Source organism: Acinetobacter lwoffii (assembly GCF_024129855.1).
GTDB classification, from domain to species: Bacteria; Pseudomonadota; Gammaproteobacteria; order Pseudomonadales; family Moraxellaceae; genus Acinetobacter; species Acinetobacter lwoffii_L.
In genome coordinates this window covers 143,120-159,566 of record NZ_JAMXXC010000003.1, presented here as the reverse complement: position 1 = coordinate 159,566, position 16,447 = coordinate 143,120, and the positions used below count along the sequence as shown (strand labels likewise).

The window sequence follows — 16,447 nt, the reverse complement described above, 5'->3', positions numbered from 1 at the left end:
CGCAGACTCCCGTATTTCCGAAAAATTCTTAGTAGTCTACGCCCCAATTGACGTAGATACGACCAGCTTCAAGATCAACGCGTTGCACCACATCTTTATGCCATGGGATCATTCGCTCTTCGCCATCGATGCTGTCGGCAGTTGCGCGAACCACCATCACATCGTTAGCACCTGTCTCAAACAGCTCAAAAATTTGACCGAGATTGACTTCTTGCTCTTCATCGTCCAGACCTAACACAGTTAGACCTTTTAAATCAGACCAATAGTACTCATCTACGCCTGCTTGAGGCAGTTGCGATTTAGAGATCCAGACATTGGAGCCAACCAGTTCGTCTGCGCCAGTGCGATCACTCACACCTTTCAGCGAAACAACCAGGCCTTTACCATGTGGTTTCCAACGTTTTACATCGACAATTTGCCAACCTGCTTTGGTCTCAATGTACCAAGGCAGATAGTCAAATATGTTGCTCATAGGTTCTGTATTGGAATAGACCCAGAGCCACCCATTTAATCCATATGCTGAACGCAACTGTCCAATCTGAATACGATCTTCGGGAACATTCTGTGTTGGTGTCATGGGCAAGCTACTACCTAATTTATATAAAAATTATGCAGCAACTGCAGCTTTCTTAGCTTGAGCAGCTAAAGAAGCAACACGATCAGAAGGTTGAGCACCTTGAGAAACCCAGTGAGCAAAACGGTCAGCATCTAAACGAAGTTTTTCTGCTTTACCTTGAGCTGTAGGGTTGAAGAAACCGATACGTTCGATGAAACGACCGTCACGTGCATTACGGCTATCAGTCACAATGATTTGATAGAACGGACGTTTTTTAGCACCACCGCGTGCAAGACGAATAACAACCATGATAGAACCTTATAGTTTTTACGGATTATCCCTGTATCGACCATCGATACGCTTCAAACCCCTTTCATAGAGGGCAGTATTTTACTTGAACTTTGCCCTGAATGAAAGATCAAAAAGTGTTTAGGTAGAATTTTGGATTTATTAGAATATTAATCCCAATTAGAAGTTGCTGACACAGTACATGTAGACCCTTTTGTCCAGCATTTATGACCTTCATAATTTAAAACAATATTGCCGTTACCTACTTGTGTTCCATATGGCGTCGCAGTCAAGATCCAAGAATCTGCAGTAACATTAGTTAAGTTTAGCTCATATAGTTTTTTGCTAGTACTCGGATAATCCGAGGATACATTTAAGTCTGATAAGGTTAAGGGCTGGCCATTTTTTTTGATATATGTTGAATTAATTACTTTATGTCTTTGCATCAATGAAGCAATTCGCGTCATTTCAGCTTGTACATCAACTCGATTTGATTTAATTACATATTGTGTATAACTTGGATATGCAATAGCTGCCAATATCCCAATAATCGCGACTACAATCATAAGTTCAATTAATGTAAATCCATGCTGTCTTACCATGGTTGGCTTCCTGCTTTTGTAGATTCATTCCAAGGTTCACATTTAAAATCGATATCACTTTCAGCAATCGCTTTACATTTCAAGCCATTACTACTCATTAAAAAGTAGTGATTTTTAGGATTAGTATCTGGTTTGACTTTAATATACCAGCCTCGCCCCTGCACCCCGTCAGTAAGCTCTTTCGTAGTACTATCTAAATCGTAAATATTTAGACTATACCCCGCTGGAAGCTGAACATTTGTCGCAGTAAAATTTCTGTAATTAAAATTTCTTGCTCGGTAACGTTCTAATTGTTCAGCAACTTTAAGTATTTCTTGCTGAGCTTTAGCTTCTTTATTTTTCCTGACAGTTTCTTGGTAATTAGGTATTGCAATTGCAGCAATGATCGCTAGGATCACTACTACAATCATAAGCTCAATTAAGGTGAAACCTTTGCTATCCTGCATTCAAATTTCTCCTTAGCGCTCATACCAACGCTGCGAAATAAATTTCGTCTTACCTTGATAGGTTTTCAATGTTTCTGTGGTAGGTAAGTTAAGAACTAAGCCGCGTTTAGTGTCAACACCACCAAAGCTAATACCGATATTACCCTTTCCTAAGAACACATCTTTTGGTCTATTTACAACTTCAGTGCTATTACCTTTTTTAACGCTACATTGTCCAAAAGGAAGACAGAATTGAGTAACATTACTAGCCCCTCTTACGCCTCCAGAACAACCTACGGTATCAATATCAATATTGGCATCAAAAACGCTGACATATAGATCATTATCGATAGCCACATGATCATTTAATATTCTCTTATTGCTTCCAGGATTGTAGAACCATCCTCCTTTTGAAAGCGGAACCAAGGTATTTCCATTCTGATTGGCTTCCAATTCATTACCTGATAGACCAGTTGGTTTTATATCTTTTGTATATAATTCAGTATTTTTTAGAATTGATAGATTACGTCTAGCTACATCTTTATCATATATTACATAAACTGCTTCTTTTTCATTATCTTGAGCCGACATTGGATAACTTAAGTTTCCAGAACCCATAGTAACTACACCAAATGTAGTATTTCCTGAATTATGAATAGTGAAAGTGGGTGTTGTATAAAATCTTGGAGCATTACTTCCAGACATATCAAGGAGTCGAACTATACGCTGAGCAAAATTCCCTCCTGTAGTTCCATTTAACCCAGCATTTTTATTTCCATTTAAATCTACTCGCCATAATTGCCCCCCTAAATCACCGAAATATAAATGGTCTGCAATCCCATCTGCATTTCTATCAACAGCCTTAATTCCACCAACTACACTTCGTTTTAGGTTAGCATCATAATATTTATTAGTAGCTGTGTTGCTTGATCCTACATTTGCACTTGCCCACCAAAGAAGAGACCCATCATCAGCATCAAACATATAGATTCCGGCACCTTCATCAATACCTGATGGATTGTAATCTACCCCAGATTCATAACGTGTATCATATCCTCCCCCAACAAGCATGACCAATTTACGTTTACCTTGCCAATTTACCCATGTAATAGTTGGTTTTGACCAGCTTTGCCCCATACAACCTAAAGGATTGCTACTAGTACAAGTTCCAGACGGTGCTATTTTAAATTTTAGCTTTGGGGTTCCTGAAGTTGAGGTAACATCAGATAAGTCTAAAGAATAGTAGCTTTTTCCTCCCATTCGTAAGCCACCATATAACCATTGCTTACCTCCATTTACTGTTACTGTAGGGTTGGCATTTGTAGTACTGGTAGATTTAGTTACATATTCTGTATGAGCTGTCCATTGCCCATCAATACCATATTTTAAGTCGGAAACCTGATTATCTTGAGATAAAAATGCTTTAGGTTGATTCTCAATCATCTCTGAAGGAACAAAAGCAAACACTTCCTTTCCAGCATCACTATCGGTTGCATTCTTACCAGCGCGAACTATATGGAGCATCCCTTGGGTACTACCATATACAATTAGATCATCACGGTTTGTAAATGTTAAAATATCATTTTCATACGTAGTTGTACCTTGTTGCGTCAATAAAATTGGCTTTGAATGCATAATCGCACCCATTAACCAATCTCTTTTCGGCGCCTGATTTAGTACTTGCTGTAATTCAGTTTGGTAAACTTCTTCTTTAGGGTATAAATCAATGTTATAAGCTAAATCCTTACCGACTGGATATCCAAATAAAGACAAAAGATAGGCGCGTTTAGGATCTTCTTTAAATTTATTATTACTTGTTGTAAGAAAATCATCTCTCCCAATTTGCTTTAATGCACCTGAGGCCATTAAACCAATTTTATTCTGAGTAGGATCAATTGTATCTTGTGCTATTGTACGGTCGGTAAAAATTCTTCTTTCTTTTGGAGATCGTACAGCATCGTATCCTAGAAACATTTTACTTAAGGCGCCGCCAACTTTCACATTAAATGATTTTTTCTCACCATTTATCTCTTTTGTAATCAATTTTAAGATACTTGGATCAGCCCAATAATCATTAATATCGTCTTTAATTAGTCCTTGTGAATTTGTAATAGTATTATTGTCTTTATCATATAAAACCTGATCAATTACTTTATATTTTTTCAAATTCCCCAACCAAGTTGACACCCCAGCAGCGCCCAGTGCATCTGGTTTAGGATCGAATTGAGGGAAATATCCCCAAGGCTGGATATTTTGAGTGTCTAGCGCATCTACCGGAATAGTGACTGATCCAGTAGTGACCGGTGGGATATACTTATCAAGGTCTTTCAAAAAAGAAATAACGCTAGATACAACAGCACGGTCATTATTTCCTGAATAATATTTACCACCGCCCAATGCGCCCCACTCTTTAGCAGCTGCGACATCATTCGCATATTGCCCAGTAGTTTCAGATAATGTACTACCGAATCCAACCACTGCTGTAAGTATCGAAACACCCTTAGGATTATTTAATGGTTGGTTCGTATCGTTTACTGTGCCATTTTTCAGTCGCTTGGCCAATCCAGCAATACATTGCCAGTTTTTCTTGGAAATATCTCCATTATAAAAGTTTCTGCCTGAAGTCAGAGTTGTATCACTACATTCGAAACTTTCATCATTTAATGCAGCCCGTGTAATTGCTTCAGCATTCGTAGAACTGGAGTACTCCGGCACCCCATCAGTTAGAAAATAAATACCTTGTGTATTACATTGCTTATTTTTATCAATTTGTGGAGGGTTATTATAAATATCGGCTGTTCTGATATCTCCAGTTGTAGACTCAGCAAAGCCTGTTCCAGATTTCCCTTTAGTGGTTTGTCCTAATAAATAAGCAGCAACTTCTGCATATGCAAAAGCTGTTGGGGTTCCATCACGTGCAGATAGTGCATTAACTTCACGTAGCATTTTTTTCCGGTGTGTCTCATAAGCCACCCCACCATACGTTGTAGTAGTGGTATATGACCATGTAGAACTCTGCAACGTGTTAGTAGTAGTTGTAGTAGTTAAGCTTCTACTTTGTTTACGGGTACAGCCAGATGAATTACAACTTTGAGAGCCCGATACTACCTCTGCTGAAGTCCATGAACCTGCAGTAGGCCCTATGGTTGTACTGTTACCATTAACTATTGCTCCTTGAGTAGCAGTACTATTAGATGAAGTTGTAGTAGTTCCTGGAAAATCTGCTGGTAATTTACTGCTAGCTACCCATGAATTATTTTTACAAGTTAAATTAGTATTCCAATCCACACATTCTTGAGCAATTGTGTTTCCCTCTTGTTTAGCTTGACCAACATTTGCCCACCCAGTTTCAGATGGATTACTGCTCGATGTATTACTTATATTTACCCAGCCTGTATTTATGTCATTAGGAGTCCAGCTTCCACTAGGCTCATAGCTTCCACCTAAAAACCAACCACAACCAAGCCAACTATCACATTTACTTGAGGCAGTTTGTGTTCTTTCTTGTTTTTGTACATCCAATTTAGTAACTGTTAATGTACGACTGATATCCTGTTTATAATTAATTGTCGTTTTATAAACGGGTCTATTTCCAGCTAACGGAGTTGGATCTCCTAAGGCTTTAGCCTCTAATTTAATTCTGCCCGTTTTATCATTAAATGTTGCCAAGCCTACAACCAATTCATCCGGTAAGGGCGATATTCCTTGAATAGAGTCGCCTTGTAATAACGTAGTCATACCGTCTTTTAAACTTTTTAATCTATTCTCATTATAGGTATTACTACCTGGATTCATACTTCCTGAAACATCCAGCATGAACATCAAAGTCGTTTCACTTGCTTGTGGAGCTTTGTAGAGTTCAATATCACTAGCATTACTAGGCAAAGCAGAGCAAATTAAGGATGTCATAATAGCCGTATGCATGATGACAGTAATTTTTTTATATTTAGTTTTCATTTTAAATCCCCCAAAATTTCCTTAACTTTTAGATGCATAACTAATAACAGCATAATCCATAACTTGCTGACTATATGGAACGCCTAATGCACTAAAACACTCTGCTACGGTTTGCTGACCTGGATAATCTGTTGACTTGAAATTAATACGCTTCTTAAAACAATCATTTATTTGAGTATTAAACGATGACCAACCTATACCCGAACTACTTGCTGCACCAGGAATAATCGTAGTCACAACAATTTGAATAGGTTGTACCTGATCAAGTTGCACGGTTGAAGTATCAGTTCCTAAAGGATAAAATTTAAAAGGTATATCTGTCTGCAAACTACTTTTTTTAACAGCTACTTGAGAAATCATAACGTCACGGCTACTGCTATAATCTGAAGACGTGTACTCACAAAATCCCGCAGTACCTAAACTGGAATTATTGATTCCATTAGTATTATTAGTAGGGTAAATAATACTTGCCTTTTGTATATTAAAAACTTTATTTTGAGATTTAGGTCTAAAACAAAAAACTAATTCTTTATAAATAAAATCATCAGATTTCACCATTCCAAATAAACCTAAAGCACTTAAATTTTTTTGAAAAGTTGCAGAGTTTTGATTATCTCTTTCTATAGCAAAGAATACAGCATCTGCTGTTTGCTTCATTAAACTCTGTGCTTGACTATTTGTGGCAACATTTAAACCTACCAAGCTTTGCTTTACAGCAAGTGTCCCTATGAGAATCATAAATATCAGTACGAACAATACAACTATTAATGTCGCACCCTTTTGGAACTGTTTCATTTACAACTCCTCCATAAGACCATAGCCATTCCTTAATGCAACTGTTTGGCTCACCACATCTCTTACATACTTTTCCGTCAAGCTACCATCTAACTCTACATTTTGATTTAACACCCTAAATTCTGTCGGCATTACTTCATTCCCTGCGACTGAATCAAAACCACGTACTAAAGCCCCTAACTGAATAGACATGATACGTGCACGCGGAGCTGCATCTTTCACCAAACTATTGGTACTTCCCATGTATTGATCAATCGTCATATAACTAAATTCATCACTATTATTTTGTTTGACCCCGAGCAGTACATGAAAGTAGTCCACTCTTCGCATAACGATTTGACCATTACCCCCTAGTCCATTGATCCCCCCTGGCAGATTATCAGTAGGCACCAAGGTTTTATATCGGCCAGCATCACACGCTAAAGCTAAATCTGTATCCTTTCCATCTGTTCGCAAAAAATATCGTTGTACAATAAATAAACCTTCATTAATCTCATCTTGAGTAATCGCATTTCCTTCACAATCAAATCCTTGAGGATCAAATGCTTTATATTGAATGACTAACTGGTCACTCGCGACATTGACATTACTTGGCCCTACTTTAGCTCTAGTGAGCTGACTAAGTTCCACAGATGAGTTTGTTAGATATAATGGAAGATTCGCAGACTGAACTTTTTTATCTTCTTCAGCTAAAGAGGTATAGCTTTTAGAACTGGTGAGAACAATACCACTATATTGATTTCGATCATTTATTATTGCCAAATCGGCATCTAAATTTGCTAATTTAATATCTTTTACTAGATAGTTAAGACCAAAATTACCGTTATCTTGAAGTTCTGCTAGATTTTTTTGTAAATTATAATTAATACTTCCTGTTAAAAAGAGCTGAAATGCGGCAGCAATAATAATTAAACCGATAACTAAGGAAACCATTAATTCAATGAGTGTTAAACCTTTTGAGTACCTCATTAGTATGCCTCCAGAACTATGCATTTAGAGTTAGACGTCAAGCTTCCACTATTAGTACATGCATTTGTTCCACCATCTTTTGGCAATGTCTCCCCCCAAGCTACATAAACACAAAAGCGATTTAAACTCATATTGCCAGGACAGTCATTGAGTGCAATCTTCATACCTGATGTATAGGCTCTATAAAGAATTTGATTTACATCTTCTTGTGCAAAATCTTTGCTTGAACATTTTGTACTTCCAATACAATTGGGTGTATGACTTGAAATATAATATTTTCCCGACATTGCATTACTATATGCGTCAACAAGCTTATCAATCTCATTTTCAGTCACAGTTATTGATTTAGACAATCCTGACTTATTTGCGCGCATTCTTTCAGATAGATCTCTTGCTAAATTCATTGCTTGTATTCGCTTTGATGCATCTAAAGAAGCCTCCATTGCACGTACCTGCAGTATAGAAAATCCCAGAACACCTATTGAAAGCAAAATAAGCGCTACTAACACTTCCATAAGTCCTACACCGTGTTGAGTTTTAATTTTCATTATTAACAACTCCCAACAAATGCAGAGGTCTTGCTAGATGACACTCGACCAAAATTAGTTAAAGTAATATAATTTTGAGTACTAGCATTTGTTATTTTTATTTCTAAATTTGCAGGCAATCCACTTACATTCCCTTGAGGTAGAAATTTAATGAAAGTAAGCGGAGATCCCATCACAGCCTGAGACCATGTAGTTCCTGTACATGTACCCTCAATAAATGATAACGTTACACCTTCGGCAGGCTTCCAATAGCGATGAGCAGGATCGTCAATACCATTAACACCAAAATAAACAGTAACTTCTTTACGGTATAAAACTGCATCTGCTCGTGCTTGTACTAAAGCTTTCTCTAAATCTGTAGAAGTTCTTTGAATAGATCTTTTATCCATCGTATCCTGAAATTTTGGAGCAGCAATACTTGCTACAATTGCCAATACTGCAATTGTCACCATGAGCTCAATTAATGTGAATCCTTTTAGTTTTTGCATCCTGCCCTCAAAGCAACAAAACCTTACCTCATTAAAAATAGTATCCAATTAGATTACAAAACCCACACAAATAGAGATGAATGGCATAAAAAAACAGATAACTGCAAAAATAGTTATCTGTTTTTTTAAAATTATAATTCAGGTGATAAGTACGTTACATTTTAAGCTTGAGTGACTGGAATACGTAATTCTTTTGGCAGGCTAAAAGTTATATTCTCTTCTCTTCCATCTAATTCGTGCGGTGCCTGCGCACCCCAGTCCTGTAGCCGCTGAATCACCTGTTTAATTAGAATCTCTGGTGCGGAAGCTCCAGCAGTTACACCAATTTGGGACTTACCTGCAAACCATTCCTGCTTTAGCTCATCGGCATTATCGACCAGGTAAGCAGCTTTACCCATGCGTTCAGCGAGCTCACGTAAGCGGTTTGAATTTGATGAATTTGGAGATCCGACTACCAACACAACATCACAACGTTCAGCTAAGTCACGTACAGCATCCTGACGATTTTGAGTTGCATAGCAAATATCGTCTTTACGTGGGCCTTGAATCAGCGGAAATTTCTGGCGAAGAGCATCAATCACTTTCGCCGTATCGTCAATTGATAAAGTGGTTTGCGTGACAAAAGCGACTTTTTCAGGATTGCGTACCGTTAAAGCGGCGACATCTTCTTCATCTTCCACCAGATAAATCTCACCACCATTTTTTTTGTCATATTGCCCCATGGTGCCTTCAACTTCCGGATGTCCTTCATGACCAATCAAGATCGCTTCAACCCCTTCACGAGCATATTTGGTCACTTCAATATGCACCTTGGTTACCAAGGGGCAAGTGGCATCAAAAACTTTCAGACCACGGCGTTCAGCCTCTTGCTGGACTGCTTTAGAAACACCATGTGCACTAAAAATCACAATATTATCATCGGGAACTTCATCCAGTTCATCAACGAAAATTGCACCGCGTTGGCGTAAGTCATCTACAACAAATTTATTATGTACGACTTCATGACGCACGTAGATCGGTGGATTGAAACATTCTAAGGCACGATTCACGATCGCAATGGCACGATCCACACCAGCACAGAAACCACGCGGGTTGGCTAAAACAATTTCCATAGAATCCTCAATACTCACTCAATTTATGCTGCAACAATTGAAATAAATGTAAAACAATCGACGTACAACTATTTAGTTTAAAGTCGCTCTACTCTAAAATAGAGAAGATATTTTATCATATCAGGAAAAATATCATGTCGGGTCTCTTGTTTGTCGTTTCTGCTGCGTCTGGAACAGGCAAAACATCCCTCGTTAAAGCATTACTTGAACGTGTCAACAATCTTCATGTTTCTGTTTCTCATACGACACGCGGTCAACGACCTGGCGAACTCGATGGTGTGCATTACCACTTCTCTACCAAAGAAGATTTTCTCAATCTGGTCAATGAAGGTGGCTTTATTGAATATGCTGAAGTCTTTGGTAACTATTATGGTACTGCGCAAGCGACTGTAAAAGAACAACTGGCTAAAGGTCATGATGTCCTGCTCGAGATTGACTGGCAGGGTGCACAGCAGGTCCGTCGCTTATTTCCTGAATCAAAACAAATCTTTATTCTGCCACCAAGCCAGTTTGACCTGCGTGAACGCCTGTCTAACCGCGGCACCGACACGGTGGATGTGATCGAACATCGTCTCAGCTGCGCGGTAGAAGATATGCAACAATATAGCAACTTTGACTATATTATTATCAATGATGACTTTAATAAGGCGCTGCATGACCTGGAAGCGGTCATTATCGCTAACCGCTTGACCTTGTCGCAACAGGCCAACCGTCATGAAAAACTGATTCAGCAGCTCATCACACCAACTGAACAGTGATTAAAACTTGAGTCTATAGACAAAGCCTTTTATACTGTGCAGTCTGTTAAAATTTATTATTCAAACGAGAATTCTTATGGCACGCGTCACCGTTGAAGATTGTTTAGACCATGTAGACAACCGCTTTGAGCTTGTACTAGTGGCAAGCAAGCGCGCGCGTCAATTGGCACGTCAAGGTATTGAACCAACTGTAGAATGGGACAATGACAAACCGACTGTTGTTGCTTTACGTGAAATCGCTTCAGGTCATGTATCAAAAGACATTTTGAAACAACGTGATCAAGACTATCAAACATCAAGCTTGGATCTTGCACTTTCTGCAAATAATCTAAACTTAGACGGTTTTTCTTTCCAATAAGAGATCGTCACTCAAAAAGCCTAGTTCTAAACTAGGCTTTTTTTGTTATGTGACTTTTATATTTATGCCAGAACGGTTATAACATAAGGGTTAGCTATCAAGTTTGTATTGGTTTTCTGCTCGCTAGCAGCCAAAAACCATCAAACCAGGAAATTCACATTTCTAAAGCGCTTTCACGTTTTATTTGTAAAAAATTCAGTTGAAAAAGGTGTTTTATGCCAGGCCCACAGGTCAGTCAAGCCAAGCAGCAGTTAGAGATCATTATCGATGCGTATTTAAGTGAAAGCGATGTCGAACGTGTGCTTGCGGCCTGTGATTATGCCGATATGGCGCATGACGGGATTGTGCGTAAAAGTGGTGAGCCTTATATTCTGCATCCGATTGCGGTCAGCTGTATCTTGGCGCATATGCGTTTGGACACTGAAACCTTAATGGCTGCCCTGCTGCATGATGTGATTGAGGATACTGAATTCAACAAAGATGATATTAGCAAGATTTTTGGTTTTACCGTCGCTGAACTAGTCGATGGTGTCACCAAACTCAGTCATTCCAGCGATAAAGAATATAATAAAGCAGCTTCTTTCCGGAAAATTCTGCAAGCGACTCTACAAGATCCACGTGTCATTATTGTGAAACTGGCCGACCGCTATCACAACATGACCACTTTGGATGCACTACGTCCGGACAAACGTGCGCGTATTGCCCGCGAAACCTTTGAAATTTTTGTGCCAATGGCACGTATTGTCGGCATGAATGAAATGGCCGACAATCTGGAACATTTGTGCTATCAGAATCTTGATCTGGATATGTACAATAACGTTCAGACCGCACTACAGGAAACCAAGCCGAAACGCTGTGAATATCAGGCCAAATGGGAAAAGAACTTGACTGAACTGCTGCAACAGCATGCCATTCAAGGCCGGATCAAAAAGAAAAACAACAATATTGAGCTACTGCGCCACTTCGTCAAAAATGATATCGACCTGCAAGAGCTGACGCATAGCCATGCTTTTGAGATTATTTTACAGAGCATCGCGGACTGTGACCGACTGGCAGAAATTCTGACCCAAAGCTTTAAAATCCAGAGTTATGAAGATCATATCCGCCGTCCATTACCGGGAGGCAACCAGTCCTTGATGATGCGCTTGAAAGGCGAAGAGACGACCCTGTCGCTCACCATTCAAACCGAACTGATGCGTAAAGCAGCACGTTTTGGCGTCGTACTCGGTGAAAGTGCCCCGCAGGCCTGCCGCTCTGCGATTCAGGCCTCGATGCAGAATCTGAATGTCCTGGTCGATGGTGAATGTGCCAAAACCACTTTTAGTGAATTACTGGACTATCTGCACCAAGAAAAAATCTGGGTCTATACCCCGCACGGCCATTTACATGAATTGCCACAAGGCGCCACGGCGGTTGACTTTGCTTATGCCGCGAGTTTATTCCTAGGCAATCATGCGGTGGGTGCAAAAATTAATAATGAAACCAAGCCCCTTTCAACACCTCTAGTCAGTGGTCAGGTGGTAGAAATTATTACTGATGTCCTTGCGACGCCTAACCCAGATTGGCTCAGTTTTATTAATACCCAGAAAGCCCGTCGCGCTATTCAGAATATTCTGCGTGATCAAGATCCAGATGAGCAACGTCTGGTCGGACAACAGGCACTCAATCGTGCACTGAAACTGTTCCATCGTTCTATTCGTGATCTGACTGAAGCAGACTGGAAAAACCTCTTGGAATGGCGCCATGTTTCCAGCAAAGAACAGCTGTTTGAACAGATTGCAGTCGGTGATTTATTACCACAACTGGTGGCCAACCATTTATTTGCCCAAGATCAGCATCAGAATATCGCCAGCTCAGACCGTCTGATTCAGGGAACGGAAGGTGTCGATGTCAAATATGCACATTGCTGCAATCCTGTGCTGGGTGATCCAATTCAGGGGCATTTGACCCGTCGCGGTCTGATTGTGCATCGTGCGCGCTGCCATAACCTGCTGCATGAACAGCATCAGCATCCAGAAAATATCATGTTGTTGCAGTGGACCTCTGATGATCTGGAAGATATCAGCTTTACTGCCTATCTCAGCATTGACCTGGACATGAATGACGAGCAGATTTCCGACCTGATTTACCAATGTCGTAAAGCGCATTCCGGGGTGGAAATGGTGCGCACTCAGGATGACAAAACTTACGTCAATATCGTGGTGCATAACCGTAAACAGATTGCACAGATTATCCGGGATTTACGCATGTATTTCGGTTTCCCGCGAATTATCCGTCTGGCACAGCCCGTCGTTTTCAGTGAAGCCTCTAAAGCGAGTTAATCATTTAAAACGATAGTGCTTTGATCGGCCGAATTGATCGAATATGATGTATGTCGATGATAAAAGGAGAAATTAATGTCCCGCCAAGTAATCCATACTGAAAATGCCCCTGCTGCGATTGGCACTTATTCGCAAGCCATTTTAGTGGGTGATACCTTATATCTATCAGGTCAAATTGGCCTGGATCCTTATAGTATGGAACTGGTTGAAGGCATTGAAGCTCAAATTCGCCGGGTGTTTGATAACTTAAAAGCAGTCTGTGAAGCCGCTGGTGGCTCTTTGGCAGATATTGCCAAACTGAATATTTTCCTGACCGACTTATCTCACTTTCAACTGGTCAATCAAATTATGGGTGAGTATTTTGCCCAGCCCTATCCAGCACGTGCCGCTTTAGGTGTCGCCAGCCTGCCTAAAGATGCTTTGGTTGAAATGGATGGTATTGTCATCATTAATCAATAAGTTATAAAAACCACTTAATTCCCGCCCTGCAATATCTCATTCTAAATCACAAATCACTCTTGTGCGGAAATCTAAGCAGTACTTGGATTTCCGCTCAGGCAGTGATTTTTTATCTAAATCATCAATCATGATAAAAGCTATTTCAAATGATTTTTATTGACAAACGATAACAATTATCAATAATATTACTTATCTTATTTAATCACTGTGGTTGTGTCCTATGTACGTTTGTCTATGCCGTGGCATTACAGATCAAGACATTAAAGATGCTATTGCAAATGGCGCTGAAAGTTATCGTGATGTCCGCGATATGTTGGACTTGGGAACTTGCTGTGGCCGTTGTGCACCAGAAGCTCGTATGATCATCAGTGATGAAGTTTCACAAATTGCAGCACGCCTGGCTGTTGCAGCATAAATTCAAAATATTTCTCCTTATAAGCATAATGAAAAACAATGATCTTTGATCATTACTCCTCCCCCGCCTTTGACTCTGGCGGGTTTTTATTGCCACTCATCCGAGTCTGGATCGATTCGATGTCGATTTTCATTTGCTGTTCCATAAATTACTCGCCATTTGCCCCTGACTTGCTTTACTATCAGGATTAGAGCGCTTTCTTAGAAAGATAAAACAGGTCCAAATGGAGTCATGCGATGAAAGGCAATCGTGATGTGATTAATCAGCTCAATCAGGTGTTGTATCACCACTTAACTGCCATTAACCAGTATTTCCTGCATTCGCGCATGTTTAATGACTGGGGCATTGAGAAACTGGGCTCGGCAGAATATAAAGAATCCATTGTTCAGATGAAACATGCCGATAAAATTATTGAACGTATTTTATTTTTGGAAGGTCTGCCAAATTTACAGAATCTGGGCAAACTGTATATCGGTCAGCATACTCAAGAAGTACTGCATTGTGATGTGCGTAAAGTTAAAGAAAATATTGAAGTCATCCAGAAAGCAGTCGCGCTGGCTGAAACCCAAATGGATTATGTAACACGTGATCTGGTTCAGGAAATTCTAGAGAAAGAAGAAAATTATCTAGACTGGACGACAACGCAGATTGATCTGATCGAAAGTATTAGTATCGAAAACTATATTCAAAGTCAGCTCTAAACTTAAAGTTAAGCCAAGAAAAAGCCAGCATCTGCTGGCTTTTTTGTATTTAACGAGGTACATGCTGCATTAGTTCTTCATAACTCATTTCAGTTTTCTGAATAGTCTTTAAGCGTTGCAGCTGGTGCTTGGCTTCCGCCTCATATCCATTAAAAGCTAAAAGTTTGGCATATTTGATCAGGTTATATTTAGTCGGATAACTCAAGACCATTTGTTCACTTTCCTGAATCTGTTCAGCAGACGCTTTGCTATAAGGATTCAGACGAATCCAGGCAATGCGATGATTAAACTCAGTCAGCAGATAAATCGGTTTTTCATTAGTGATTTTTTCCGGCTGCTTTTCATAACGAATACTTTGTCCGAGTTTTGGCACCGCAACATCATAGTCGCGATAAATCACAATCAATAAAAGTAACCCAACAGCAAAAATGAATTTCATGCCGATTGATGGCATAACCACTGTTTTAATTTTTGGATTTTGTGCCAGAACCGTACCCAGAATAAAACCGACTGGTAGCAGAAAATAGGCATAGTGCTGCGGGAACTCAAACATGGCATGTGTCACAAAAGCCCCGATCATCAAGATTCCAATGACAGATTCTGGCGTATTCACCCAGCGCTGTAACTGAAAGCCTAAATAACCAAAATATGCCAAGAAAGGCAGACCGATGATCAGTCCATTCCAGATCAGGAAATCAATAATAAAATTATGCGCACTACGGATCCACACCGGGCCTTGTACAGTATCGCTGACTGAAACGAACGCTGCGCTAGTTTGATACCAACCATAGCCAAACCATGGCTGCGCCTTAATCGCAGCAATCATTTGCTGCCAGATTGCGAGGCGTGACATATCGCCGGTGGCACGCGCTACCACATCCCGGCTTTGAACTACGTCCGTATCCATTGCCTGTGCAGCGAGCTGACTGAGTAATGGAAAAGCCACAATACAGGAAATAAAGAAGAGGAACCAAGCGGTGCTGTAATACCATTTCAGGCGGATAATGCCTTTGTATTGATAGAAAGCTAAATACAATATGATCGCGGTCGCGGCGACCCATGCGGTACGTGACTGGCTTAACGCCACACCAACGACAATGATTGCCGCACATGAAAATAGCCATTTAGTTTGGATTTTTTTCTTTTCATATAAGTAAAGGCAACCCATCAAGGACATGAGCAAAAAGGTTGCCATATTATTGGGCTGGGCAAAGTTGGCATAAGGCCGCTGATTGCCACTGATATTCACCATACCCGGCAAAGTCGATTCCAAGTTAGTCCATTGGCAAAGTGCGATAATGCCTGTGACTGTACCTGAAGCTAAAAATACATAACTCAGATTAGCGAAAGTTTCTTCTCGGTTATAGTTTCCTGTTGAAAGGTTATAACCCAAAACACTGGCCAGCCAAAAGCTAAAGACGAAAATAAAGCCCATCATGGCAGTGCTAAAGAAAAATACCTGTCCTGCCAGAAAATGCACAAGAGGAACACAAGCCAGTAGCAAGAATGGCAAACTGACCGCAGGAATTTTGAGTTTTTCTTTTAAGCAAATTGCAGCTAATGCAAATAGAGCAAAGAATGCGTAAAGCTCCCCCGTATAAGTCACCCAGGGGCGGTAGTGAATGGGCATGAGCCATGCGAGAGAAATAAGAATTGCTGCGATGAGGGCAAGCGTGAATTTCATTCAAAATCACA

17 protein-coding genes are annotated in these 16,447 nt (G+C 40.0%); 6 read left to right on the top strand and 11 right to left on the bottom strand.

Translation table 11 applies throughout. The features are described from left to right. Positions 1 to 28: 28 nt before the first annotated feature. From rimM to ispH, 10 genes are all read right to left on the bottom strand, one after another. A complete protein-coding gene (gene rimM / locus NI465_RS04255) occupies positions 29 to 577 on the bottom strand; it encodes a ribosome maturation factor RimM (protein ID WP_004281200.1) in 549 nt (182 codons plus the stop codon). 30 nt (positions 578 to 607) lie between these two features. Beyond that, on the bottom strand, positions 608 to 865 hold the full coding sequence (gene rpsP / locus NI465_RS04250) for a 30S ribosomal protein S16 (RefSeq protein WP_004281198.1): 258 nt from the start codon (positions 863 to 865) through the stop codon (positions 608 to 610). 149 nt (positions 866 to 1,014) lie between these two features. After that, positions 1,015 to 1,446 (bottom strand): type IV pilin protein, encoded by a 432-nt coding sequence (locus tag NI465_RS04245; protein WP_253144424.1) that lies wholly within the window; start codon positions 1,444 to 1,446, stop codon positions 1,015 to 1,017. Beyond that, positions 1,440 to 1,892 (bottom strand): type IV pilin protein, encoded by a 453-nt coding sequence (locus NI465_RS04240; RefSeq protein ID WP_184412744.1) that lies wholly within the window; start codon positions 1,890 to 1,892, stop codon positions 1,440 to 1,442. Before NI465_RS04240 ends, NI465_RS04245 begins: the two co-directional genes overlap by 7 nt. Before the next feature lie 12 nt (positions 1,893 to 1,904). After that, the gene (locus NI465_RS04235) at positions 1,905 to 5,828 is read right to left on the bottom strand and encodes a PilC/PilY family type IV pilus protein (protein ID WP_253144422.1); all 3,924 of its coding nucleotides are present in this window, start codon (positions 5,826 to 5,828) and stop codon (positions 1,905 to 1,907) included. Between the two features lie 21 nt (positions 5,829 to 5,849). Next, a complete protein-coding gene (locus tag NI465_RS04230; protein ID WP_184412750.1) occupies positions 5,850 to 6,623 on the bottom strand; it encodes a pilus assembly PilX family protein in 774 nt (257 codons plus the stop codon). After that, on the bottom strand, positions 6,624 to 7,592 hold the full coding sequence (locus NI465_RS04225) for a PilW family protein (RefSeq protein WP_184412753.1): 969 nt from the start codon (positions 7,590 to 7,592) through the stop codon (positions 6,624 to 6,626). After that, a complete protein-coding gene (gene pilV, locus NI465_RS04220; protein WP_253144420.1) occupies positions 7,592 to 8,140 on the bottom strand; it encodes a type IV pilus modification protein PilV in 549 nt (182 codons plus the stop codon). Before pilV ends, NI465_RS04225 begins: the two co-directional genes overlap by 1 nt. 2 nt (positions 8,141 to 8,142) lie before the next feature. Then, positions 8,143 to 8,628: a pilus assembly FimT family protein gene (locus tag NI465_RS04215; protein WP_184412759.1), complete on the bottom strand. Its 486-nt coding sequence runs from the start codon at positions 8,626 to 8,628 to the stop codon at positions 8,143 to 8,145. Between the two features lie 161 nt (positions 8,629 to 8,789). Further along, complete coding sequence (ispH, locus tag NI465_RS04210) at positions 8,790 to 9,740, bottom strand: 4-hydroxy-3-methylbut-2-enyl diphosphate reductase (protein WP_180086818.1); 951 nt, start codon at positions 9,738 to 9,740, stop codon at positions 8,790 to 8,792. Between the two features lie 134 nt (positions 9,741 to 9,874). On the opposite strand from ispH, the gene gmk reads away from it, so the two are divergent. From gmk to bfr, 6 genes are all read left to right on the top strand, one after another. After that, on the top strand, positions 9,875 to 10,498 hold the full coding sequence (gene gmk, locus NI465_RS04205; protein ID WP_114541860.1) for a guanylate kinase: 624 nt from the start codon (positions 9,875 to 9,877) through the stop codon (positions 10,496 to 10,498). 76 nt (positions 10,499 to 10,574) lie between these two features. Beyond that, on the top strand, positions 10,575 to 10,856 hold the full coding sequence (rpoZ, locus tag NI465_RS04200; RefSeq protein WP_004281186.1) for a DNA-directed RNA polymerase subunit omega: 282 nt from the start codon (positions 10,575 to 10,577) through the stop codon (positions 10,854 to 10,856). 215 nt (positions 10,857 to 11,071) lie between these two features. Next, positions 11,072 to 13,177: a RelA/SpoT family protein gene (locus NI465_RS04195; RefSeq protein WP_180086816.1), complete on the top strand. Its 2,106-nt coding sequence runs from the start codon at positions 11,072 to 11,074 to the stop codon at positions 13,175 to 13,177. A 75-nt stretch (positions 13,178 to 13,252) separates the two neighbouring features. Continuing rightward, a complete protein-coding gene (locus NI465_RS04190) occupies positions 13,253 to 13,636 on the top strand; it encodes a RidA family protein (protein ID WP_004644973.1) in 384 nt (127 codons plus the stop codon). 220 nt (positions 13,637 to 13,856) lie between these two features. Beyond that, positions 13,857 to 14,051 carry a bacterioferritin-associated ferredoxin gene (locus tag NI465_RS04185; protein WP_004644972.1) on the top strand — a complete coding sequence of 65 codons (195 nt, stop codon included), beginning with the start codon at positions 13,857 to 13,859 and terminating at the stop codon, positions 14,049 to 14,051. 236 nt (positions 14,052 to 14,287) lie between these two features. Beyond that, positions 14,288 to 14,752: a heteropolymeric bacterioferritin subunit Bfr gene (gene bfr, locus NI465_RS04180; RefSeq protein ID WP_180086815.1), complete on the top strand. Its 465-nt coding sequence runs from the start codon at positions 14,288 to 14,290 to the stop codon at positions 14,750 to 14,752. Between the two features lie 49 nt (positions 14,753 to 14,801). Here the strand turns inward: bfr and NI465_RS04175 are convergent, their stop codons facing one another. Further along, complete coding sequence (locus tag NI465_RS04175) at positions 14,802 to 16,436, bottom strand: PglL family O-oligosaccharyltransferase (protein WP_253144418.1); 1,635 nt, start codon at positions 16,434 to 16,436, stop codon at positions 14,802 to 14,804. Positions 16,437 to 16,447: the final 11 nt, after the last annotated feature.